Below are 23,941 nucleotides of genomic sequence, written 5' to 3'. Positions count from 1 at the left end.
ATAAACGTCGTTAATTACTACAGTGATTTTATGCGTTCAAATATTTTTATTTTCAAAAGCTCAACTTATATTTACTGTATATCCTTTTTTTAAATGAAACAAATTATTTTCTTTATTATTTTCCTGTTTATAAATTGTAAATCATTTGCACAAAACAAGGACATCTGGACTGCATTTTGGGACAAAGACACAACCCATATTGGCTTTAAAGATCAAAAAGGCACGATTAAAATTAAACCAAAATTTATGGGAATGACCACAGCTCATAAATTTGAAAATATTATTGTAGTAACAGAGGAGTATAATAACAGTTGGAAAAGTTATTATTTAACCAAAACTGGAAAAATAGTTGGCCTCGACAGTTTATATGTTTTTGACAATAGCCCAGACTGCGAAAATGAAGGCTTTATTCGTTTTAGAGATCCCAAAACAGACAAAATGGGAATGTATAACGGTGATGGAAAAATTGTAATTCCCGCTGATTATAGCAATTTAACCAAAGTTAAAAACGGAATGTTGACTGCCTTAAAAGATGCTAAAAAAGAAATCGATGGTGAGCATTTTTTCTGGACTGGAGGGAAAGAATTTCTAATTAATACCAACAATAAAATTCTGATTGAAAATTTTCCTTATAATGATGAACTGAATTTCTATTCTTTAGAAAAATCAAAAGAAAAAGGCAAAGATGAAACAAGAGAATATTTCTTGAGTGTCGAAGGCCAATATTATTCTTTCAACAATTATGAAAAAGAATTTACATATTGGCTCAAGAACACTTTACTTTCAGATTTATCCAAAACTAATTTAGAAAAACATTCTTTTGACAAAATCATCTATTGGAAAGAATCAAACGGGTGGATTAGTGAATCAAAAATTAAATTTATAAATCAGAATTATACTTATTTAAAGTTAAAACTTCAGGAACTGAAAAATCCAAAGACAGATTATTTTGTCTCTTCCAACGGACTCAATCAGTTTATTTTTGAATCAAGTGAATACGCTTTATATTTCAACAATTGCAATGAATCGAAAGAATGGCAATATCCAGTCAAAAGCATTGTAATTAATCCAAAAAACAAAACCGATCACGGACAAGATCATTTTGAATTTCTCCGAACTGAAAATGGATATAAATTAACAAGTGTTTCTGCTGCGAAAGATAATCTTAAATGATTTTTAGTCTTTAATTTTAATATTCAAGCGCATTCATCTCAAGCTACAAAGACGCAAAACTTAAATTTTCACTAATATTTGCAGGGTTACTTACAAAGGCTCTCCCTTCATCAAATTGACGAAAAAGCTTTAGCCTTTGCTACTTTGCAGGCAAAAAACAACGTACTTTGCATACACACTTTAGAACACTTCATTAAAAACAGAGCAAGTTTCGGATTTTATTCCTTGTAAAACCAATCGATATTTGTATTCTAAACTGAAGAAGATGAACACACAGGAAAACATCAATTATAATCGTATTGCCGAAGCTATAGATTATATCAAAACAAACTTTAAAGATCAGCCAAATCTTGATGATGTTGCTCAGAAAATAAATTTGAGCCCATTTCACTTTCAGAGACTTTTTAGCGAATGGGCAGGCACAAGTCCGAAGAAATTTTTGCAGTATACAAGTCTCGAACACGCCAAAAAGTTATTAGAAAAAAATCAGGCAACCATTTCTGAAACCGCTTTTGAAACCGGACTATCCGGAACAAGCCGTTTACATGATTTATTTATAAATATTGAAGGAATGACACCGGCAGAATACAAAAATGGCGGAAAAAATCTAAACATTAATTATAGTTTTGCCGAAAGTCCGTTTGGCAATATTATTGTAGCTTCTACAGAAAAAGGTATTTGCTTTATGGCTTTTGCCGAGAGTGAAGCATTAGGTTTTGAAAATTTAAATCACAAATTCCCAAATGCTGTATTTAATAGAAAACTAGATCTAATTCAGCAAAATGCATTGTTCATTTTTCAAAACGACTGGAGCCAGTTATCTGAAATCAAACTGCATTTAAAAGGAACTGATTTCCAGTTAAAAGTTTGGGAAACGCTGCTAAAAATCCCAATGGGACAGCTTTCTACTTATATTTCTATTGCCCAGCAAATCGAAAAACCAAATGCTTCACGTGCTGTCGGAACTGCAATTGGCAGCAATCCTGTAGCCTTTTTAATTCCATGCCACCGTGTGATTCAATCTTCTGGAATCTTTGGGGGCTATATGTGGGGAAATACCAGAAAAACAGCTATTATTGGCTGGGAAGGCGCACAGATAAACCCTTAATAAATTCATATACATATATTTTAGAAACACACTGTAGTGCGTATAATGAATGTTTCGTAATCATTGCTGTTGACAATCTATACGTAGACACACCGTAGCGTGTCTTAACAATAAAATGAAATTCAAATACCAAAAAACTTCTTTATGCCAAATATACAATCAAAAATTGCTTCTCAAAACTGGGAAAGCATCACTGAATCTATGCACAAAAATGGCTTTGCAATTCTTGCAAACATTCTGAGTAATAAAGAATCCCAAGCTTTAAAAATGAATTATTCAAACCCAGATTTATATCGAAAAACGGTTGTTATGAAACGCTATCGATTTGGTTTGGGAGAGTACAAATATTTCAATTATCCGCTACCTGATTTGATTCAAAATATTCGAACTTCGATTTATTCAAAACTTGCTCCGATTGCTAATTCCTGGATGAAAGTTTTGAATATTAATACCGTTTTCCCTCTTACGCATCAGGAACTATTAAAACAATGTCATGACAATAATCAATTAAAAGCAACCGTTTTAATTCTAAAATATGGGAAAAGTGGTTTCAATACTTTGCATCAGGATTTATATGGCGATGTTTATTTTCCAATGCAAATTGTACTTTTTCTAAATGAACCTGATGAAGATTTTACCGGTGGTGAATTTGTTTTGACGCAGCAAACACCGAGAGCACAATCAAAAGCCATTGTTTTAAAACCTAAAAAGGGAGATATTTTGATTTTTACTACTAATTTCAGACCTGTAAAAGGCACAAAAGGATATTATCGTGTGAACATGAAACATGGTGTGAGTGAGATTCATTCTGGTCAAAGATATACATTAGGCATTATATTTCATGATGCACTTTCTTAAATCATAAATCTATGATATATCCTGTACAGATACACTTCAATACATCTCTACGACAAAAACACCTATAAAACTATAATGATACGACATTGTAAAATTTCAGATATCGATCTTCGAAATAAAATTAAAAAAGGCGAAATTTGCTTTGGTGGAAACCGAAAATTAAAAATCTACGGAACTCTAAAATGTTCTTCGGGAAAAAGAATGAAACGTGAGAATCGTGTTTTCTTTTTATCTGAAAATGAAGCTAAAGAAAACGGTTTCAGACCATGCGGGCATTGTATGAAAACCAATTATCAAAACTGGAAAATGGACTTATTTAATCCCCAGACAGATGAAAATACGAATTTGCTTCCGAAAGATGGAACGGTGAATTATTATGGAAAATTGTTTTCGAAATCCGAATCTGATTTTTATCGTGATACATTTCTGAACAGCATTGAATGGAAAAATGACAAAGCCATTATCTTCGGAAAATTAATTTTGACTAAAAGAAAAGTAGCCTGGTACGGCGATCAGGAATTTGAATACACGTATTCTAATACTACAAAAAAAGCTTTGACCTGGACTGCTGAACTTTTAGAATTAAAGAAAATCATTGAAGAAAAAACTGGAGAAACTTTCAATTCCTGCCTCTTGAATTTATATCATTCTGGTGAAGAAGGAATGGCATGGCACAGCGATGCTGAAAAAGATTTAAAGAAAAACGGTGCGATTGGCTCGGTAAGCTTTGGAGCAGAACGTAAGTTTGCTTTTAAACATAAAGAAACCAAAGAAACGGTTTCTTTAATTTTAGAACATGGTAGTGTATTGGTTATGAAAGATGAAACTCAAACACATTGGCTACACCGTCTTCCTCCAACAAAAACTACTTCAAAACCAAGGGTAAATCTAACTTTTCGAACAATTGTTGGGTAGCTTAAATTTGAATTTTAGTATTAATGCATTAAAAAGTAAAACTTAATGACAAAGAAATCGTTTTATTTACTTCTTTTTTGCTCGTAACATTCTCATACAAAAAAAACTAATTTTTTAATTTTCGATCAGACCTTAAATTTTAAATCTAATTTAAGGTCTTAATTTAATCCCTATATTAAAGAAAATCCAAAGTTCTTTCTAACGCCATACCACGTGATCCTTTAATCAATATGGTACTTTTTACTTTAAATTTATTATCTCTTAAGTATTCGGAAAAATCTTCAAAAGTTTCAAAAAAATAAAGATTTTCTTTAGAAATACGATTTTCATAAAATGATTTTCCAATCAAATAACAAACAGATTTATCCTGACCTTCCAAAGAATCAACAATAACTTTATGCTCGTGCTGACTTTCACTTCCAAGCTCAAACATGTCGCCTAAAATCATCACTTTATTTTGATTATCTAATTGTAAAAAATTAGTTATCGCCACAGCCATACTACTCGGGTTAGCATTATAGGCATCCAGAATAATTTCAAATGATTCTTTTTTTAATAACTGGGATCGATTATTGGTTGGAGTATAATTTTCAATTGCAGTTTTAATATCTCTGTCGTCAACTTTAAAATGATTTCCGATAGCAACTGCCGCATTAATATTATTGGCGTTATAAAGTCCAATCAAATTAGATTTTACAAAAAAATCATCATAATTAATCTCAACAAACGGATTTGCCTGAATCTCCTGAACGTTAATATCAGCAAGATTATTCTGCAGACCAAATGTGAATAATTTGATTTTTTTTGATTTTTCAACCTGAATAGGATCATCCAAATTAACAAAAGCCAATTTATCGTTTTCAAATAAATATTTATACATCTCACTTTTTCCTTCAATCACACCTTCAACACCTCCAAAACCTTCTAAGTGAGCCTTTCCAAAATTTGTAATATAACCATAATCAGGCTGGGCTATTGAACATAAAAACTCAATTTCTTTTTTATGATTAGCTCCCATCTCTACAATTCCAATCTCAGTTTCACTTGTAAAAGATAATAAGGTCAACGGAACTCCAATATGATTATTTAAGTTTCCGACTGTTGCTTTTGTCTTATATTTTTGCGCCAAAACAACATTTATAAGTTCTTTTGTCGTTGTTTTACCATTACTTCCTGTCAATGCAACAATAGGAATTTTTAAATATTGTCTATGAAATTTTGCTAACTCCTGTAAAGTTTCTAAACTATTTTCTACCAGAATTGTCCTCTCGTCAATTATATATGAAGGATTATCAATTATTACATACAAAGCCTCACGTTCAAGTGCTTCCTTAGCAAAAGTATTAGCATCAAAATTTTCTCCTTTGATAGCAAAAAAAATAGAATCTTTTTCAATTTTACGAGTATCAATTGAAAGAGATTTACATTTTAAAAATAAGTTATGAATTTCTTTAATATTCATTTTATAAGCAATTATTTAGATTATAAAAATAGAAAAAAACAATAAAAAAATTCCAAATTCCTTACTGAACGCAGCTTTGGAATTTGGAATTTTTTTATTTTGGAATTTCTAAAATTTAATTCCTTGGTGATTTTCTTCTTTCAGTTTTAGCACCTACTCTAGACATTGCACATCTGAATCCGATGTAGTCAGTTGCCATATCCTGAGGAAAGTATCTTCTTTGGGCAGGATCTAACCAGTAAGCTCTGTCTCTCCAAGAACCTCCTTTATAAACTCTTGCGTTATCGTTTATCAAAGTTGTTCTTTTACTTGAATTGTCATATTTTCTCACCATATTACCTAAACTATCTGTAGTAACATTGTGTATTGGAGAATTGTACATAGCTACTTTAGTACTGTCACCTGATTCAGAATCACCAAAGTCATAATATCTTGAAGATTGTTTATCACCATCTCTATAATTGATGTTATCACTTTTGCTGAAATTTTGTCTCAAATAAGTTTCATTTTCATCAACAGGAACACGAGCTATTTCTCCAGGTAAATTTGTAGCAACTACTTTACCATTGCTTAAAGTTTGGTATTTGATATTATCTTTTGTGATAATTTCTAACTTACCATCTTTACCAATTTTATTTTTAGCATATTGATTTCCTCTATAGTAGTTAAAATCATTTGCTTCGTTATCGATTATTGGTCTGTAAACATCGGCAACCCATTCTGCTACGTTACCAGCCATATCATATAAACCGAAATCATTTGCAGGATAACTTTTTACATTATTTGTAATATCTGCACCATCATCTGACCATCCGGCGATTCCACCGTAGTCACCATTTCCTTGTTTAAAGTTGGCCAATTGATCTCCTCTGTTTTTACGTTTTGCTGAACGAGTATAATCTCCAGACCAAGGGTATTTCTTTTGTCCTTTGTAAATATTATATTCTCTTTGTCCAACATCTGCAGCTGCTGCATATTCCCATTCAGCTTCTGTAGGAAGTCTGTATTCTGGCAAAATAACACCTGAAGAACGTTGTGCATAAACATTTTTTTGTTCTTCTACAGTACCATCTTTACCTTTTTTAGGTCTTCTTCCATTAGGGCTTTTCTTTAGAACTATTTCTTCATTTCCTCCATAAGAAGTAGATGGAGATGCAAGATAAGCTTCTGTATTAAACAAACTTTCAGCACTAACATCTTGTGTTTTGGCACCTCTTTTAATATATCTTTCTTTTTCTAAAACAGCTTCGTTAACACGGTCAGTTCTCCATTTACTAAATTCAACTGCCTGAATCCAATTAACACCAACTACCGGATAGTTAGCATATGCAGGATGTCTTAGATAATTATTTGTCATCGTCTCGTTGTATCCTAAACGATTTCTCCATACCAAAGTATCTGGTGATGCACCTGCATAAATATTTTTATAGGTTTCTTCTGTTGGTGGAAAAACTTTTTTCAGCCACTCAAGGTATTCCAAATACATACCATTGGTTACTTCTGTTTCATCCATGTAAAATGACTGAACGTGTTGTTGAGTTGGGGTGTTATTCCAATCATGCATAACATCATCCTGTACTTTACCCATAGTAAATGTACCTCCTTCAACGAAAACTAAACCAGGTCCAGCCTGTTGTTTTTTTCCTGCATTTCTAGCAGCCGTTCCATTTTGACTGTCAACGTCCCAACCTGTTGCTCTTGAAGCTCGGCTTGAACTTGATTTTTTGCTACAACTAGCCGTGCCCAACATCAATACTATTGACATCATTACTTGCAAGGCTACAATTTTGTTTACTTTCATACTCATTCTTAGGTGATAAATTTAGGTGCTGCAATATAATAATTAACATTTAATTAGCAACATGTGTTCTAATAATTTTATTTAGCTGTTTTTTACCAGAAAATAACCTATAGTTTCGAAACGCAAAAATATACTTTTTATTATTACTATAACATTAAATACTATATTTTTACTTACTAAAATATTTAAAAATTAATTTCGTTTTCTTTAGCTATGAAACAAACCCTACTTTTATATCTTTTTTTAGCTCCTTTTTTTGTGTTTTCCCAGAAAAACGGTAGCCTCACAATAGATTGGCAAAATAAAAAAGAAATGAGTTTTGGGGATTTCAAAACAACAATACCTTACTTTACGGGTAATAATTTTCGATACGACCTTACTAAAAAAAAACATATCATTATTGTTTAAGCCTAATTATTCGGATTATTCAAGCAGCAATGACGTTCAAATCACCAACATTGTTTACGAATCTGTTTCAGTTACAGATTTAGGCGATTTATCATTAACAAACATCCCCAAGCAACCAAACGAGACTCTTCTAATTGCTACTTCCCGGGATGAAAAACAAGGTTTCATATCTTTATCCCCGATTATATCTGAAGGAAATGGTTTTAAAAGAATCAAATCTTTCTCTTATTCAATAATAACCGGCAACTCTTCAAAAAGTAACAACTCTGCTTCAACTTTAAAATCAAATAGTATTTCAAATTCGCTTTTATCCTCTGGCGACTGGTATCGTTTTTATATTGAAAAATCAGGTGTCTATAAAATTTCAAAATCTTTTTTACAAAGCCTTGGTTTTGATGCAGGCAAAAGTGATCCTAAAAAAATTAAAATTTATGGAAATGGAGGAAGAATGCTTCCTTTATCTAATAACACTTATTATCCTGAAGATTTAATCGAAAATTCAATTCAGGTTATAGGCGAAAACGACGGCAGTTTTAATAACGAAGATTACATTCTTTTTTATGCTGAAGGAGTTAACAACTGGAATACTGAAAGCCAAACCAATATTAACTTATACGACACTAAATCTTATTATTATATTACCACACAGGGAGGTGACGGGAAAAGAATTTCAAATATGATCCTTCCTACCGGAAACAGTACTTTAGAATTAAACACTTTCGACGACCATCAATTTCACGAAATCGACAAAATCAACATTGTAAACACTGGACGACAATGGTTTGGCGAATCTTTCGAAATTAATCAGGAACAGGAGTTTGAATTTAATTTTCCAAATATTGAAACTTTGACCCCTGTGAAAATAGAGGTTTTGACAGCTTCTGCCGCATTTACAAATACTTCTTTTGATATTTCTGCAAACGGTCAAAGCATTGGAAACATATCCTTCAGTTCACTTAACTCAGGCTCTGAATCGAAATTTGACCCTGGAAATCTACCCGGAAACACAAGCTTTACCGGATCTGAAAATGTAAAAATAAAACTCACCTATAATAATAATGGAGTACCGGGCTCTAAAGGATACCTTGATTATATTAATTTAACAGCAAAAAGGAAATTAACAGGTTATGGCAAACAATTCCAATTTCAATATGATCTGGCAGGCTCAACAACCGGCATTGTAAATTATAATGTTTCGAACACTTCAAGCATTTCACAAATTTGGGATATTACAGACCTATATAATGTATCGAAAATTGAAAACAGTAATTTGAACAATTTAAGCTTCAAAGCTTATTTAGGCGAAATTCGAAAATATATAGCAATTGATCCGGCAGATTATTATACTCCTTCAAGAGAAGGACAATCAAAAATTGCAAATCAAAACTTAAAAGGAACACTTTTAAAAAATTCTCAAAACAACTTTCAAGATGTTGATTATTTAATCATCACACCAAAATCTCTGCTTTCACAAGCTGAAAAATTAGCTAATTTTCATAGAACTTATTCAAAATTAAATGTAAAAACTGTTACACTTGAAAATATCTATCAGGAATTTTCTTCAGGGAAACAAGACGTTGCAGCAATAAGAAACTGCATAAGATATGTTTACAGAAACGCTTCATCTACAGACAAAAGAGTACGATATATAAATCTATTTGGCGATGCCTCATTCGATTACAAAAACCGCATTTCTAACAACAACAACATTGTACCTATCTATCATGCACTAAACAGCGAGACTGTTGCAGAACGTTCATTTGCATCTGATGATTTTTATGGACTAATGGATGACAGCGAAGGAAATATAACCAGCTACGCATTTGGAATTGATATTGCAGTAGGAAGAATGCTTGTCTCCAACAACACCCAGGCTGAGGAAATGGTTAATAAAGTTTTAGAATACCACAATGCCAAGTCATATGGGAACTGGCGAAATAATTTTGTTTTAATTAGTGATGATTCTGACAAAGCTTCGGATGCTACATTACAATCACGTCAAAACACTTTAGCAGATAAAATTGCTGTCGAGAAACCTTTTTTCAATATTGACAAAGTTTTTCTGGACTCCTATACAGAAGAAGCATCCGCAGGAGGTTCAAGGTATCCAAAAGCAAGATCAGATTTTTTTAATGCTTTTGAAAAAGGCGCATTGGTTTTTAACTATTTAGGTCATGGTGGAGAAGACGGGCTATCTAGTGAAAGAATTTGGGAAAAATCAGATAGTCAAAATTTAAGCAATCAATACAAATATCCTTTATTTATAACTATTACCTGTGAGTTCTCACGCTTTGATGACCCAACACATCCAACAGCTGGAGAGTATACTTTTTGGAATCCAAAAGGTGGTGCAATTGCATTAGTAACAACTATCCGCTCAATCTTACAATACAATGCCGAAAATTTTAACGACATCTTAGCAAAAAACCTCTTGTCTTACGGAGCTAATCAATACACATCTATCGCCGAGGCACTTCGAGTTTCGAAAAATGAAAGCCCAAGTACTTCGAGTAATGTTGTTTTGTACTTAGGAGATCCTGCAATAATGCTAGCCATTCCTAAGCCCAAAATTAACTTAACAAAAGTAAATGACATAGCCGTTTCCGGAGCTATTGAAGATTTTAAATCTTTAGCAAAAATTAAAATATCAGGTGAAATTACTGATGAAAATAACAATATTCTAAGCAACTATAATGGAGAACTTTCGACTGCTATTTTTGACAAATTAATTACAAACACCACATTAAATAATAATGGTTCCAGCCCTCCAATACAGTTTAAAACCCAGGGCGAAACTATTTTTAGAGGAAATGCTTCTGTTATAAACGGGCAGTTTGAATTTAGTTTTGTAGTTCCAAGAGACATAAGAATCCCTGTTAATAATGGCAGAATTAGCTTTTATTCAAAAAAAAGCGATGTTTTAGAAAACCAATCAGGCTATAATGACGTTATAAAAATTGGAGGAATTAACGAAAATGCTCCTCAGGACAATATTAGTCCAAAAGTTCAGTTATATATGAACGATGAAACTTTTGTGTCTGGAGGAATTACAAATAACTCCCCTTTCCTTTTAGCGCTTCTTGAAGACGAAAACGGAATCAATACAGCAAGTGGAATTGGGCATGATATTATTGCTATTTTAGATGGAGATGTTAGTAATCCTTATATTCTGAATGATTATTATCAAACAAAATTAGATGATTACACTAATGGAAACTTACGTTTCCCATTACGTAATTTAAGTGCTGGAATACACACTATCAGTTTTACCGCATGGGATGTTTACAACAATCCGGTAACAAGTGAAATACAATTTATAGTCGTTGGTGACGAATCACTTACATTGACTCACGTTCTTAATTATCCAAATCCGTTTTCTACCTATACTCAATTTTGGTTTTCTCACAACAAACCTTATGAGCCTTTAGATGTTCAGGTACAGGTAATGACTATAACAGGAAAAGTAGTCTGGACAAAAAATCAAATTATAACTACTGAAGGTTTTTTATCGAGAGAAATTACCTGGGACGGAAAAGACGATTTTGGAGATAAAATTGGAAAAGGAGTTTATATTTATAAGCTCACCGTTAAATCCAGTTTAACAAATAAAAAAGCAGAAAAGTATGAAAAACTTGTTATTCTATAATATATATTTGCACAACCAACAACATAAACTAACACCTTACTTAATATAAATGAAAAAAATATCCCCTTTATTATTATTTTATTTTATTATTATATCGTTTGCCAACGCACAAACCAGAACAATTACAACAGGAGTTCCTTTTTTACAAGTTGCAGCAGACGCAAGAGCTGCCGGTCTTGGAGACCAGGGAGTTGCAACATCTGCAGATGTATTCTCTCAACAATGGAATCCTGCAAAATATGCTTTTTCGATTGACAAACAAGGATTATCTGTCAGCTACACTCCTTATTTAACTGATTTAGTTAATGGCATTTCACTAAGCCAGTTAACCTATTACAACAAAATTAACGAACGAAGTGCTTTTGCCGGAAGTATACGTTATTTTAGTATTGGTGATATTGATTTAACAGATGATGGTACAAATATAAATACCGTTAAACCTTCAGAATATGCTATTGATGGATCGTACTCCTTAAAACTAAGTGAAATGTTCTCTATGGCAGTTGGCGCCAGATTTATTAATTCAAATTTAGGAATTACAACTGGAGGACAAAGCTTGTCTGCAGCAAAATCATTTGCCTTTGATGTTGCCGGATTTTACCAATCAGAAGAATTTGCCTATAGAGATTTTAACGGAAGATGGAGAGCAGGTTTTAATTTTCAGAATCTTGGACCAAAAATTAATTATGATTTGAGCGAAGAAACCAACGGAGCAGGATCTAACTTTTTACCAGCAAATTTAAGATTAGGTGGTGGTTTTGATTTTATATTAGATGATTACAACAAAGTAGCCGTAAGTGTTGAATTTACAAAATTATTGGTTCCTACTTCTCAAATACCCGTTCCTACTGATTTAAATAATGATGGCGACACAAGTGATTCAGGTGAAGATGGAGTTCAAAAAGCCAACAATGATTATAATTCTATAGGCTGGGTACCCGGAATCTTCAAGTCTTTTAGCGATGCCCCGGATGGTTTCAGTGAAGAAGTAAAAGAAATCACCTATAGTTTAGCCGGAGAATATACTTATCAGGATTCATTTTCGATGCGTGCCGGATATTATCACCAAAGTCCTGAAAAAGGTGCTGTACAATTTTTCTCATTAGGCGCCGGATTCAAATACAATGTCGTAAAAGTGGATGTTTCGTACTTATTCTCTGCTTCGAAAGTTAAAAATCCGTTAGAAAACACACTTCGCTTCTCATTAACCTTTAATTTTGGTGAAAAATACGAAGAGTATTAATTAAATAAGAAAATAAAAAATAACAGATCCAAATTCCTAGAAATAGAAGTTTGGATTTTTTTTCCCTTAAAAAAAAATGAAAGAAATCAGCATAACATCATCATTTTTAGTTTTTGACACCTTAGAAGAATTACCAAATGATATTCAAAATTTAATGAATCAGGCTGTAGCCATTCGCAAAAAAGCGTATGCACCTTACTCCAAATTTAGAGTTGGCGCTGCATTATTATTGGATAATGGCGAAATTGTTTTAGGATCAAATCAGGAAAATGCAGCCTATCCATCAGGTTTATGTGCAGAACGTGTCGCTATTTTTCATGCGGGAAGCGTTTATCCGGAAGCTAAAATTTTAAAAATGGCCATTACGGCAGCTTCAGATACAAACCAAACACAAGCTCCTATACCCCCATGCGGTTCATGCAGACAATCAATCGCAGAATATGAAATCAAACAGGATACCCCTATAGAAATCTATTTTATGGGAGAAATAGGTACAATTTATCAGTCAGCATCCCTCAAAAATCTCCTTCCTTTCATGTTTGACAAAAAGTTTTTATAAAAAAAACAAAAAAAGCCAAAAAGTACCTTTTAAATTTTAGTTCTTAAATCTAATGTCTTATTTTTGCATCCCGACCATTCGGGCGCAAATTTGTGGGAGGAAACTATTTTTGCGTTATAGGTTAACAATTGATAACACAAAAAACAACTTTAGCAAAAGAAAGAATTCAGATGAAAGAAGTTACAAAAGAGGTTTACTTAAAGTGGTATGAAGACATGCTACTTTGGAGAAAGTTTGAAGACAAACTTGCAGCATTATACATCCAACAAAAAGTCAGAGGATTTCTTCACCTCTACAATGGTCAGGAAGCAGTATTGGCGGGAGCTTTACATGCTATGGATTTGACTAAAGACAAAATGATTACTGCATACAGAAATCACGTTCAGCCAATAGGCATGGGAGTTGATCCAAGACGAGTTATGGCTGAACTTTTAGGAAAAGCAACCGGAACTTCTAAAGGTATGGGAGGTTCTATGCACATTTTCTCAAAAGAACACCGTTTTTACGGAGGTCACGGAATCGTAGGTGGACAAATTCCTGTAGGAGCTGGTTTAGCTTTTGCTGATAAATATTTTGAAACAGGCGGTGTAACCATGACTTACTTTGGTGACGGAGCCGCAAGACAAGGTTCATTACACGAAGCTTTCAACATGGCTATGTTATGGAAATTACCAGTTGTATTTATCGTTGAAAACAATGGTTATGCAATGGGAACTTCTGTCGAAAGAACTGCAAACCACACTGATATCTGGAAACTTGGTTTAGGATACGAAATGCCTTGCGGACCAGTTGACGGAATGAATCCTGTGAAAGTTGCTGAAGCAATGACAGAAGCAATCGAAAGAGCACGCCGTGGAGACGGACCAACTTTCCTTGAAATGAAAACGTACCGTTACAGAGGACACTCAATGTCTGACGCACAATTATACCGATCTAAAGAAGAAGTGGAAGAATATAGAAAAATTGACCCAATTACTCAGGTTCTTGATGTAATTATGGATCAAAAATATGCTACCGAGGAAGAAATTGAAGTAATTGACCAAAGAGTAAAAGATTTGGTTGAAGAATGTGTGAAATTCGCTGAAGAATCTCCATATCCTGAATTGCAACAATTATACGATGTAGTATACGCACAAGAAGACTATCCATTTACACCTCATAAACTATAACATATATTATGGCTATAAAAGTAACAATGCCTCGTTTGAGCGATACTATGACGGAAGGAACGGTAGCGACTTGGTTAAAAAAAGTAGGCGACAAAGTTAGCGAAGGAGACATCCTTGCTGAAATTGAAACAGACAAAGCAACAATGGAGTTCGAATCTTTTAACGAAGGAACTCTTTTACATATTGGAATACAAGCTGGAGAAACTGCTCCGGTTGATTCATTATTAGCAATCATCGGTAATGAAGGAGAAGATATTTCTGCTCTTTTAGCTGGTGGTGATGCTCCTGCTGCCGAAGCTCCAAAAGTGGACGCTGCACCAGCTGCTGAAACAAAAACTGAAGCTGCTCCTGCAAAAGCCGCAGCTGAATTGCCAAAAGGTGTTGTAGTAGTAACTATGCCACGTTTAAGCGATACTATGACTGAAGGAACAGTTGCAACCTGGTTGAAAAAAGTAGGTGATGCTGTTGCCGAAGGTGATATTTTAGCAGAAATTGAAACTGACAAAGCTACTATGGAGTTTGAGTCTTTCAATGCCGGAACATTATTATACATCGGAATTCAGGAAGGAAATACAGCTCCTGTTGACAGCTTATTAGCTATCATTGGGCCAGCTGGAACTGACATTTCAGGAATTGCTGAAGGTTTTACTGCCGGAGGTGCTGCACCTGCAAATGCTCCTGCTACAGAGGAAACAAAAGCTGCTCCTGTTGCTGAAAAAGCTAAGGAAGCTGTTGCAGAAACTTCAAACGGAAGAGTTATTGCTTCGCCATTGGCTAAGAAAATTGCTTCTGACAAAGGAATTCAATTATCACAAGTTAAAGGTTCCGGAGAAAATGGGCGTATCGTAAAAAGCGACATCGAAAACTTTACTCCATCTGCACAAAAACAAGCTACTTCTGCACCAGCTGCAAAACAAGAAGCTTCTGCTCCTGCTGCTCCAAAAGTATTTGTTCCTGCGGGAGAAGTTTACACAGAAGAGATCAAAAACTCTCAAATGCGTAAAATTATCGCAAAACGTTTGGCAGAATCATTATTTACTGCCCCTCACTACAATTTAGTGATTGAGGTAAGTATGGACGAAGCAATGGGTGCAAGAGCAACAATCAATACAGTTCCTGATACAAAAGTATCTTTTAACGATATGGTAATCAAAGCTTGTGCTTTAGCTTTGAAAAAACATCCAAAAATCAATTCTCAATGGAAAGAAGATGCGATCATCATCAATCACCATGTTAATATTGGCGTTGCTGTTGCTGTTGAAGATGGTTTAGTTGTTCCTGTATTGCGATTTACAGATGCTATGAGTTTATCTCAAATTGGTGCTTCTGTTAGAGATCTTGCCGGAAGAGCTAAAAACAAAAAATTAGGGCCTCAGGAAATGGAAGGAAGTACTTTTACAGTATCTAACCTTGGAATGTTTGGTATCACTGAATTTAATTCAATTATCAACCAGCCAAACTCTGCAATTCTTTCTGTAGGTGCAATTGTTGAGAAACCAGTAGTTAAAAATGGTCAGATTGTAGTTGGAAACACAATGATGTTATCATTAGCTTGTGACCACAGAACAATTGACGGTGCTACCGGAGCTCAGTTCTTACAAACATTAAAACAATACATCGAAAGCCCGGTTACAATGTTGGCCTAATTCTTTGTTAATTTTATATTTAAATCCCGTTTTGTTGATTCAAAACGGGATTTTTTGTTTAATTTTCATCCTCAAAATTCAATTCTTCACAATATGAAAAAACTAATTCTTTTAGCCTTATTTCTGACAACTATTGCCTGTCAAAAAAAAGAGCAAACCGAAAAAACAACAGTTGTTGCCGATGAACACAGTTATTCTAAACCAGAACTTGCTGTTGTCAAACATCTTGATCTTGACATTAAAGTTGATTTTGACACACAAACTATTTCAGGAAAAGCTTCCTGGTTAATTGACAACATTAGCAAAGGAAATGAAATCATTTTTGACGAAAACACTTTAAATATTACAAAAGTAACTCTGGGTGATGATGAAAAAGAAACCAAATTTGAACTTGGAAAAGAAGAAGAGTTTCATGGAAAACCGCTTCATATTACAATTGAACCCAATACAACCAAAGTAAATATTTACTACAGCACAACTAAAGACGCTGTAGCTTTACAATGGCTGAAACCAGAACAAACTGCAGATAAAAAGAAACCTTTTTTATTCTCTCAGGGAGAAAGTGTTTGGTCTCGCACTTGGATTCCTTGTCAGGATTCGCCAGGAATTCGTTTTACTTATAATGCTAAAGTTACGGTACCTAAAGATTTATTAGCCGTTATGAGTGCTTTAAATCCGCAGAAGAAAAATGATACGGGGGTCTATACTTTTAAACAAGACAAAGCAATTCCGTCTTATTTAATGGCAATTGCTGTTGGAGATATTGAATTTCAATCGATCGACAACAGAACCGGAGTTTACGCAGAACCATCAATGCTTAAAAAATCAGCTTGGGAATTTGCTGAACTCGGAAAAATGGTTGTCGCTGCCGAAAAACTATATGGCCCATATCGCTGGGGACGTTATGATGTTTTGGTCTTGCCTCCAAGTTTCCCGTATGGCGGAATGGAAAATCCGAACTTAACTTTTTTAACTCCTGGCGTAATTGCAGGAGATCGTTCACTAACAAGTTTATTAGCACATGAATTAGGCCACAGCTGGAGCGGAAATTTAGTCACCAACGCAACCTGGGATGATATTTGGCTAAACGAAGGTTTTACCACTTATGTAGAACACCGCATTGGAGAGGCTATTTTCGGGAAGAAAGAATTTGAAATGCAAAACGTTATCACCAACAAAGAATTAACTGATAATGTCGCAGAATATGGCGATACAAGTCCGGACACAAGATTAAAAGTTAGTCTGACCGGAAGAAATCCTGATGATGGTATAAGCATGATTCCTTACGTGAAAGGATATGCTTTTTTAAGAGTTATTGAAAATGCTGTGGGACGTGAAAAATTCGATCCGTTTATCAAAAACTATTTCGATGCTCATGGATTCAAATCCATTACAACAGAGGATTTCGTTAAATATATTAACGAAAATCTTATCAAAGGAGACAAAGCTTTAGCAGATAAAATCAAACTGGAAGACTGGATTTATAAACCTGGTATCCCATCAAACATTGTTCCTGTAAGCTCTTCCGATTTTGATGCAATCGATAAAATCCAAAAAAGCTGGAGAGAAACTGGCGTTACAGGTTTGAGCAAAAAAATCACGACAACTGCAGAAAAACAACACTTTATAGATCATCTTCCGGCTGACATTACAGCAAAAGAAATGGAAGCCATTGATAAAGAATTCAACTTTACAAAAGGCGGAAATTTCATTATCAAGCGTCAATGGTTCGTTCAGGCAATTCGCCATCAATATAAAGCTGCAAATCCTGCAATTGAACAATTTTTAATTGGAATCAGCAGAACCGGATCTGTAATGATGCTTTACAAAGAAATGGTTAAAACTCCGGAAGGAAAAGTTTGGGCAAAAGAAGTTTTTGAGAAAGCAAAATCTGGTTATCATGCTACAACTATTCAGGCGGTTGAAGATGTTTTGAAATAAACTTTTCATGAATATAATTTTATAATAGGTTGTTCTTTTGAGGGCAACCTATTTTTTTAGCGCAATATTTGTGATTTCGAGTAACGAGAAATCTTCGCAAGTAACTCCGTAAAGAGAATCCAATCTTTGTCGAGCTTCTCACGAAGATTTCTCGTTCCTCGAAATGACAAAATTGCGGAAGAGCTTTACGACAAACTTTGACAAAGCTTACTACACGTAAAGTTTGTCATTCCTGACAGAACAAACGAAAATACTCTTATGAAAATGACTGCCCTAGCCCCGATAGCAGTGGAAATCCTTTTGTGGCGGGGTTCACCACAAAAGATTGCAACGGATAGCGGGATTAGCTCCTAAAAAATTCTTTTTTCCATAGACAATCGAAATGATAAAATCACGCTGTTTTACTCAAAATAAAGAGAGGGAAAATTGTCCATCACATAGCGTACATTCTCCATGTTCTAAAATCTGTAATCGTCGCACCTTTGTAATGTCAAAAGACAATAACAAATAATAAACAATTAAAAATCAAATAAAATGACACGATTAACAGCATTAAACCCGGAAGAAGTAACAGGAAAAACTAAAGATTTGTTCAACGCCGTACAAGCGAAATTAGGAGGTGTTCCGAACATGATGAGAACAATGGGAAACTCTCCTGCAGTTTTGGAAGGATATCTGAATTTAAGCGGCGCTTTGAGCCATGGAAAATTAAGTGCGAAAACTGGCGAATTGATTGCTCTGGCCGTTTCAGAAAGCAATTCATGTGATTACTGTTTAGCAGCTCATACTTTTATTGGAGAAAAATTAGTAAAAGCAGATCCGGCAGTTTTAAAAGCAGCAAGATCAGGAAATTCTACAGACTCTAAAACAGAAGCTATTTTACAATTAGCTAAAACATTAATCAGTAAAAATGGTCTCGTAAATGATGAAGATGTAAATAAAGCTAAAAATGCAGGAGTTGCAGATGCTGAAATTGTTGAAACCATTGCTCACGTAGCTTTGAACGTTCTAACAAACTATTTTAACAACGTTGCCAATACTGAAATTGATTTTCCTACAGTTTCAAATTTAGAATTGCAAAAATAATCCAACACAAAAACAATTTATAAAGATAGTTATGAATTCTTTTCATGGCTATCTTTATATTTTAAAACCGCACTTTATGAATTCTCAAAATGTTTCTACTTTAATAAATCCACAGACCGGAAATTTAGCTTTCAAAATTCTTTCATTTGAGGACAACGTTCATTTTGATCATTTACAGCGCAATAATTATTACTCTTTAATTTGGGTGACCAAAGGAAAAGGGAAAGTCAAAGCCGATTTTACAGAACATCATTTTGAAGAAAACTCTCTCCTTGCCTTTTCGCCGTATCAACCTTTCATGCTTTGTGTAAGCGAACCAATTGAAGGAATTGCGATTCACTTTCACCCTGATTTTTATTGTATCCACATGCACCAAAAAGAAGTTTCCTGCAATGGCGTTTTATTCAACAATATTTACCAGCCACCTTATGTGAAGGTAACAGAACAAGCTACGCATACTTTTAAAATGGTTTTGGAACAAATGAAAGCTGAGATTAAAAATGCAGAATTAGCACAATATGAATTGCTGATTTCATATTTAAAAATCTTCTTAATTACTGCTTCAAGATTGAAAACCGAACAATTAGAAGAAATGAATGCTGTTCCTAATACAAAAGAACCTTTGATTCTACAAAATCTGAAAGATGCTATTGAACTGAATTTTAAAACAAAACATTCTGCCGGAAATTATGCTGATTTACTGAATATTTCTACGAAGGCATTAGCCAAATTATCCAAAAATTATTTCAATAAAACACTAACCGATTTAATTTCGGAGAGAATTATTATAGAAGCCAAAAGAGAATTATACCTGACTAGTAAAACAGTCAAAGAAATTGCCTACGAATTAGGTTACGACGACGAGCATTATTTCAGTCGTTTCTTTAAAACCAATGCAGATGTTTCACCTCAAATTTATCGCGAAACAGTTGGATTTGGAAAAATGCAGGCCTAATTTTTAATTTTTGGCCTGCCATATATTTTGTCTTTATAAAAAATATGACGTTAAAATATACTTCCTGTAAAACTATTCTTCTTTAATACATTTGATCGAAAAACCATATCGCTTAAAAACACTGTCTCTTCTTACATCTGCAAAAGCCTGAAACATTCTGTCACTCCAATTGTAAAATTCAAAACTCCCATTTGCAGTCCAATAATATCCGTTAGATTTAAGCATATAAAAAGCTCCCTTCTCGTCCCGATATCCGCCCGGCAATGCATTAAAACCAGTTGCATTATTTCCGACCGCATTAGACGGCAACCAATGTGTGTTCCCTTTTTCTTTCAAAAAAATCCCTATTGAATTGGAATTAATAAAAGACTCCAGTTCCCTTAAATCTTCTTCTGTTGGAATCCTCCAGCCTTTTGGTGCAATTCGTCTGATATCTTTCAGGCAATTGTAATTGTATAAAAATCCATACTCTTTTACAAAAGCAATATCATTATTATAGAAAGAATAACCGGCTTGTTCTATCTTTTTCCAATCTTTATTACTTGTGATTTTTTTAATCGAATCTCCATTATTAAACCGGGTGACTTTAAGGTTTTCTACCATCCAGGTCTGCTTTCCAATCTTCGTTGTATGATATATGTTACCATCTAAATCTTCTACTGTTTCAGCATTTTTACAAGAAAAAAAAGAAAAGAAAAAAAGAAGAACAGCTATTTTGTAAATATCTTTAATTTGTGTCATTATCAATTATTCTAGAGCATTTTAAACATCTTTATTTCTTTATTGGTTTCATAAAATATAAAACAATCCTGTTCTAAATTTTTTAAAAGAAATCCGTTTTTCTTTATTACAAGCGATTCCGGTACTTTTTTTACAATATCTGTTCTTCCAGCAGGTTTTACGGACACACAAAAATGCACTCCTTCAGGTTTTATATTATCAATTGAAAAGGGAGAAATCCAATATAAATAATCCTTGTGTGAAGATAAAATAATTGCTAATTTTAATTGATTACCATCCTTTATCAACACAGCATAATCAAGTATTTGGTCATTATTAATATCCGTATAACATTGATTTGGAATCATATTGCGATCATAAAAATCCCAAAACAGATTAGAATATTCTTCTTTTTTTATCATTTCAAGCTTTGGGAATTTTTGCTGAAAATCATTTTTTACCTTTTGAGGAATTGTAAAAAGATTATTTTGTTGCGGAATAGACCTTTCAAAATCCCTAATACGTTCTTTAGAGGAATCTTTACATCCGTAAAAAGATAATAGAAAAATAAAAAAAACAAATCGGCTTATTGATCCATTCATAGAAAGAAATTTATAATAAAAGCGATGTAAAAAAATCACATCGCTTTGTTTTTTAAACTATAACATTACCACGTTCCGTTCACAGCCGTATAAGTCTGACCATTTACCTTCGTACTGCAATTCGTTGCATTTTGATGCTGAACATTAGGATTTCCATTACTTACCGTACCTGCCAGAACCTTAGTATTACTGGCATTTTGCAATAAAATCCCCTGAATGGCTGTATTGGCAATATCTACAGTATTTACTGTACATCCATTGCTGCCCGTAACACTAAAGAAACCGCGTCCGCTACCTCGGGAATATACTTTAGCACAAACTACATTTGGTCCGTTATTATTGGCGCAACGAAAAGTCGCATAACCTGTAACTGAACCTGTTGTACTGTTATTGGTTCCTGTAACCGTACCCACTGTACCATTTTTGGATTGATTGAGTAATACTCCACAAGCCGCATTATTGCTGGAAGTTACGTTGCCAATAGAAAACCCGTCAACACCGTAGGTTTCAATAGAATTATCTCCGCCAGTAATATTAATAGTTCCGCTGATAGTCAAATTGCTGGTTGCAGCTGTACTGTTATCAACCCTGATTCCTAATCCTAAATCAGCCTGAGGCACACCAATATTCATGGTAATATTACTGATATTCATAACCGTACATCCTTTAAACCAAATACCATAGCGTGGTTTTCCCGAAACCTTAAGATTTTTCACTTCAATATTTGTTTTTCTGTCTGCCCAAACAGGAATAACCAAAGCATCGCCACTATTGGCATTGAAAGTATTATTTGCAAAATCCAGCCCGGTATAACTGGCCATATTTACATATTTCAGAGATCCGCCAGTTGATCCCGACGCACCTGAAACACGAACGGTTACCCACTCTTTTGTATCTCTCCCTGAAGTAAGATTGTTAATTGCAGCCTGAATAGCAGCTACATAATCAGAACCAGTGTATTTGGTTACACCATTTACTTTAGCAACATAGGCGCCTGTTGAACCGGTTATTTCACCAGATAAATCGCCTCCTTTTGCAGTTGAAACCTGATAAGTTTCATTTTGTGCCACAGCTTCAGCTTCAGCATTTGTTTCTTCACTGTCACTTGTACAGCCTGCAAAAAAACTTAAACCAACGAATAACACTGAGGCAAAAAACTGCCTCTTAAACATTTCTTTTTTCATAATAAATTTTGGTTGATAGTTAATACGGTCAGTAAATTATTACTATTTACACCAAAAACTATCCTGTACAATCTTGCTTACAAAAAATACAAATATTTAAATATCAAATACATAAAAATATTCTTTAAAATTAACAACTATATTGAATTGCAGATTTAAAAAAAGAATAGAGAAATTAATCTTTTTTATTCTTGGTTTCTATCCATTTTGCCATGTATTTAGTACTCTTCAGCGTATGATGCTGAAGCAGATTTCCCATAAAATTATGCAGACGATGATTTTCAGAATCAATCAATAATAAACTAACTATATCAATTAATTTATTTGAATATTTATTTTTTTGATAGCATTCATTAATAATTGCAACACCATTTTTTTGTGATTGTTTCCAAGTATTTTCTTCCCCGTATAATAAAACTGCCTGTTTTGCAAACTTCGCAATATCATTTTCTATAAAACCATTCCAGGGTAAATTGGCATGCATGGCTTCTGAACCAATACTTGTTGTAACACTTGGGGTTCCGCATTGCATCGCTTCTAATAATTTTCCTTTTAATCCGGCTCCGAAACGAATTGGCGCCAAAACCACTCTGGCTCTTTTCACAACTTCATTTGCATCTGCTGCCCTTCCCATAATAAAAAAACCATCTTTAGGCTGATGCAATTGCAGGACTTTATGCGAAGGATAAGCTCCGTAAACTTCTAAAACAGCTTCCGGAAATTGTTTTTTTATTAATGGCCAAATAACTTCTTTTAAGTATTGAACCGTATTCCAATTCGGTTCATGAAGAAAATTTCCGATGAAAACAAAATGCTGACGATCTTCAAAAGAAGGTAATTTTAAAAGATCTTCTTCCTTTATTTCCTCCACTAAAAAAGGAAGATAAAACAATATTTCTGAATCTATTTTGAAAACATTATTTAAAACTTCCATTTCAAATTCTGAAATCATCAAAGATAAATCGCATCTTAAAATACTGGCAATTTCTCGCTTTGCCACTTCCTCAGATAACAAATCGTTCAGTTCAAAAGTTCTGTTTTCTTTGAAGGCTTTTTGGCGCGCTGTTCTTAAACAATGTAAATCCTCAGTATCTAATAATCTAATGGCTTGGGGACAATTTTCAGTCACACGCCAGCCAAATTGTTCTTCGATCATAAAACGGTCAAATAAAACAACATCAGGATTTAGTTCGATTATAAAATCATCAAAACTGGAGCTATTCAATTCTATACTTCGCTTTTCAACTCCAAATTCTGTCAAATCAATCATAAAATCACTATCTAAAGCCGGACTTGCAAATGTAATTTCAAAACCATTTTCTTTGAAAATAGAAATCAATTGCATCATTCTTCCGCCTGCTGCAGAAGAATTGGGTTCCGGCCAGACAAAACCAATTATTAAAAGTTTTTTTGTTTGATTCATTTTGATTCTTTGAACTACAAAATAATGCATTTTTACGCTTAA

General features: G+C 33.8%; 18 protein-coding genes and 1 pseudogene. 13 read left to right on the top strand and 6 right to left on the bottom strand.

Annotated elements, in window-relative coordinates; genetic code table 11:
- The first annotated feature begins 93 nt into the window (after positions 1–93).
- The 5 genes and pseudogenes from BXU10_RS10010 to BXU10_RS09995 all read left to right on the top strand — a co-directional run bounded on the left by BXU10_RS10010 (position 94) and on the right by BXU10_RS09995 (position 4,054).
- Positions 94–1,173, top strand: coding sequence for a WG repeat-containing protein (locus BXU10_RS10010; protein WP_078227205.1), 1,080 nt, complete (start codon positions 94–96; stop codon positions 1,171–1,173).
- A 265-nt stretch (positions 1,174–1,438) separates the two neighbouring features.
- Positions 1,439–2,281, top strand: coding sequence for a methylated-DNA--[protein]-cysteine S-methyltransferase (locus BXU10_RS10005; RefSeq protein ID WP_078227204.1), 843 nt, complete (start codon positions 1,439–1,441; stop codon positions 2,279–2,281).
- A gap of 144 nt (positions 2,282–2,425) precedes the next feature.
- Positions 2,426–3,139, top strand: a complete 714-nt coding sequence (locus BXU10_RS10000) for a 2OG-Fe(II) oxygenase (protein ID WP_078227203.1) — start codon at positions 2,426–2,428, stop codon at positions 3,137–3,139.
- A 75-nt stretch (positions 3,140–3,214) separates the two neighbouring features.
- Positions 3,215–3,406: pseudogene (locus BXU10_RS25240) on the top strand (Ada metal-binding domain-containing protein); the annotation flags it as partial.
- A gap of 39 nt (positions 3,407–3,445) precedes the next feature.
- Positions 3,446–4,054, top strand: a complete 609-nt coding sequence (locus tag BXU10_RS09995) for an alpha-ketoglutarate-dependent dioxygenase AlkB (RefSeq protein WP_223255461.1) — start codon at positions 3,446–3,448, stop codon at positions 4,052–4,054.
- Between the two features lie 175 nt (positions 4,055–4,229).
- Here BXU10_RS09995 and murF read toward each other — a convergent pair whose 3' ends face one another.
- Together murF and gldJ are read right to left on the bottom strand one after the other, a co-directional pair.
- Positions 4,230–5,516 (bottom strand): UDP-N-acetylmuramoyl-tripeptide--D-alanyl-D-alanine ligase, encoded by a 1,287-nt coding sequence (murF, locus tag BXU10_RS09990; RefSeq protein ID WP_078227201.1) that lies wholly within the window; start codon positions 5,514–5,516, stop codon positions 4,230–4,232.
- Positions 5,517–5,631: 115 nt separating this feature from the next.
- A complete protein-coding gene (gldJ, locus tag BXU10_RS09985; RefSeq protein WP_031454364.1) occupies positions 5,632–7,317 on the bottom strand; it encodes a gliding motility lipoprotein GldJ in 1,686 nt (561 codons plus the stop codon).
- A 400-nt stretch (positions 7,318–7,717) separates the two neighbouring features.
- On the opposite strand from gldJ, the gene porU reads away from it, so the two are divergent.
- From porU to BXU10_RS09945, 8 genes are all read left to right on the top strand, one after another.
- A complete protein-coding gene (porU, locus tag BXU10_RS09980; RefSeq protein ID WP_223255416.1) occupies positions 7,718–11,371 on the top strand; it encodes a type IX secretion system sortase PorU in 3,654 nt (1,217 codons plus the stop codon).
- Positions 11,372–11,420: 49 nt separating this feature from the next.
- Positions 11,421–12,614 (top strand): type IX secretion system outer membrane channel protein PorV, encoded by a 1,194-nt coding sequence (gene porV, locus BXU10_RS09975; protein WP_078227200.1) that lies wholly within the window; start codon positions 11,421–11,423, stop codon positions 12,612–12,614.
- Positions 12,615–12,690: 76 nt separating this feature from the next.
- Positions 12,691–13,173, top strand: a complete 483-nt coding sequence (gene cdd / locus BXU10_RS09970; protein ID WP_078227199.1) for a cytidine deaminase — start codon at positions 12,691–12,693, stop codon at positions 13,171–13,173.
- A gap of 170 nt (positions 13,174–13,343) precedes the next feature.
- Positions 13,344–14,342: a pyruvate dehydrogenase (acetyl-transferring) E1 component subunit alpha gene (pdhA, locus tag BXU10_RS09965; RefSeq protein WP_078227962.1), complete on the top strand. Its 999-nt coding sequence runs from the start codon at positions 13,344–13,346 to the stop codon at positions 14,340–14,342.
- A gap of 8 nt (positions 14,343–14,350) precedes the next feature.
- Positions 14,351–15,988 (top strand): pyruvate dehydrogenase complex dihydrolipoamide acetyltransferase, encoded by a 1,638-nt coding sequence (locus tag BXU10_RS09960; protein WP_078227198.1) that lies wholly within the window; start codon positions 14,351–14,353, stop codon positions 15,986–15,988.
- Between the two features lie 93 nt (positions 15,989–16,081).
- Entirely contained in the window at positions 16,082–17,929 is a 1,848-nt protein-coding gene (locus tag BXU10_RS09955) for a hydrolase/aminopeptidase (RefSeq protein ID WP_078227197.1), read from the top strand.
- A 534-nt stretch (positions 17,930–18,463) separates the two neighbouring features.
- Positions 18,464–19,015: a carboxymuconolactone decarboxylase family protein gene (locus BXU10_RS09950; protein WP_078227196.1), complete on the top strand. Its 552-nt coding sequence runs from the start codon at positions 18,464–18,466 to the stop codon at positions 19,013–19,015.
- A 76-nt stretch (positions 19,016–19,091) separates the two neighbouring features.
- On the top strand, positions 19,092–19,970 hold the full coding sequence (locus tag BXU10_RS09945) for a helix-turn-helix domain-containing protein (RefSeq protein WP_078227195.1): 879 nt from the start codon (positions 19,092–19,094) through the stop codon (positions 19,968–19,970).
- Positions 19,971–20,042: 72 nt separating this feature from the next.
- Here BXU10_RS09945 and BXU10_RS09940 read toward each other — a convergent pair whose 3' ends face one another.
- The 4 genes from BXU10_RS09940 to BXU10_RS09925 form a co-directional block, all read right to left on the bottom strand.
- Complete coding sequence (locus BXU10_RS09940; RefSeq protein WP_078227194.1) at positions 20,043–20,711, bottom strand: fibrobacter succinogenes major paralogous domain-containing protein; 669 nt, start codon at positions 20,709–20,711, stop codon at positions 20,043–20,045.
- Between the two features lie 11 nt (positions 20,712–20,722).
- Positions 20,723–21,292 carry a hypothetical protein gene (locus BXU10_RS09935; RefSeq protein ID WP_078227193.1) on the bottom strand — a complete coding sequence of 190 codons (570 nt, stop codon included), beginning with the start codon at positions 21,290–21,292 and terminating at the stop codon, positions 20,723–20,725.
- A 65-nt stretch (positions 21,293–21,357) separates the two neighbouring features.
- Positions 21,358–22,476 carry a hypothetical protein gene (locus BXU10_RS09930; protein WP_078227192.1) on the bottom strand — a complete coding sequence of 373 codons (1,119 nt, stop codon included), beginning with the start codon at positions 22,474–22,476 and terminating at the stop codon, positions 21,358–21,360.
- Positions 22,477–22,651: 175 nt separating this feature from the next.
- Positions 22,652–23,899: a glycosyltransferase gene (locus tag BXU10_RS09925; RefSeq protein WP_078227191.1), complete on the bottom strand. Its 1,248-nt coding sequence runs from the start codon at positions 23,897–23,899 to the stop codon at positions 22,652–22,654.
- Between the last annotated feature and the right edge of the window lie 42 nt (positions 23,900–23,941).

Source organism: Flavobacterium sp. LM4 (assembly GCF_002017935.1).
In the GTDB taxonomy this organism is placed as follows: domain Bacteria; phylum Bacteroidota; class Bacteroidia; order Flavobacteriales; family Flavobacteriaceae; genus Flavobacterium; species Flavobacterium chungangense.
The sequence above is the reverse complement of the archived record's forward strand: the minus strand, read 5'-3'. Positions and strand labels throughout refer to the sequence as shown.

Excerpts from the sequence above, each read along its gene's own strand:
- BXU10_RS10005 (WP_078227204.1), top strand. The coding sequence starts at position 1,439 with ATGAACACACAGGAAAACATCAATTATAATCGTATTGCCGAAGCTATA.
- cdd (WP_078227199.1), top strand. The coding sequence starts at position 12,691 with ATGAAAGAAATCAGCATAACATCATCATTTTTAGTTTTTGACACCTTA.
- BXU10_RS09955 (WP_078227197.1), top strand. The coding sequence starts at position 16,082 with ATGAAAAAACTAATTCTTTTAGCCTTATTTCTGACAACTATTGCCTGT.
- BXU10_RS10000 (WP_078227203.1), top strand. The coding sequence starts at position 2,426 with ATGCCAAATATACAATCAAAAATTGCTTCTCAAAACTGGGAAAGCATC.
- BXU10_RS09940 (WP_078227194.1), bottom strand. The coding sequence starts at position 20,711 with ATGACACAAATTAAAGATATTTACAAAATAGCTGTTCTTCTTTTTTTC.
- pdhA (WP_078227962.1), top strand. The coding sequence starts at position 13,344 with ATGAAAGAAGTTACAAAAGAGGTTTACTTAAAGTGGTATGAAGACATG.
- BXU10_RS09960 (WP_078227198.1), top strand. The coding sequence starts at position 14,351 with ATGGCTATAAAAGTAACAATGCCTCGTTTGAGCGATACTATGACGGAA.
- gldJ (WP_031454364.1), bottom strand. The coding sequence starts at position 7,317 with ATGAAAGTAAACAAAATTGTAGCCTTGCAAGTAATGATGTCAATAGTA.
- porV (WP_078227200.1), top strand. The coding sequence starts at position 11,421 with ATGAAAAAAATATCCCCTTTATTATTATTTTATTTTATTATTATATCG.
- BXU10_RS09935 (WP_078227193.1), bottom strand. The coding sequence starts at position 21,292 with ATGAATGGATCAATAAGCCGATTTGTTTTTTTTATTTTTCTATTATCT.
- BXU10_RS09925 (WP_078227191.1), bottom strand. The coding sequence starts at position 23,899 with ATGAATCAAACAAAAAAACTTTTAATAATTGGTTTTGTCTGGCCGGAA.
- murF (WP_078227201.1), bottom strand. The coding sequence starts at position 5,516 with ATGAATATTAAAGAAATTCATAACTTATTTTTAAAATGTAAATCTCTT.
- BXU10_RS09995 (WP_223255461.1), top strand. The coding sequence starts at position 3,446 with ATGGACTTATTTAATCCCCAGACAGATGAAAATACGAATTTGCTTCCG.
- BXU10_RS10010 (WP_078227205.1), top strand. The coding sequence starts at position 94 with ATGAAACAAATTATTTTCTTTATTATTTTCCTGTTTATAAATTGTAAA.
- BXU10_RS09930 (WP_078227192.1), bottom strand. The coding sequence starts at position 22,476 with ATGAAAAAAGAAATGTTTAAGAGGCAGTTTTTTGCCTCAGTGTTATTC.
- BXU10_RS09950 (WP_078227196.1), top strand. The coding sequence starts at position 18,464 with ATGACACGATTAACAGCATTAAACCCGGAAGAAGTAACAGGAAAAACT.
- BXU10_RS09945 (WP_078227195.1), top strand. The coding sequence starts at position 19,092 with ATGAATTCTCAAAATGTTTCTACTTTAATAAATCCACAGACCGGAAAT.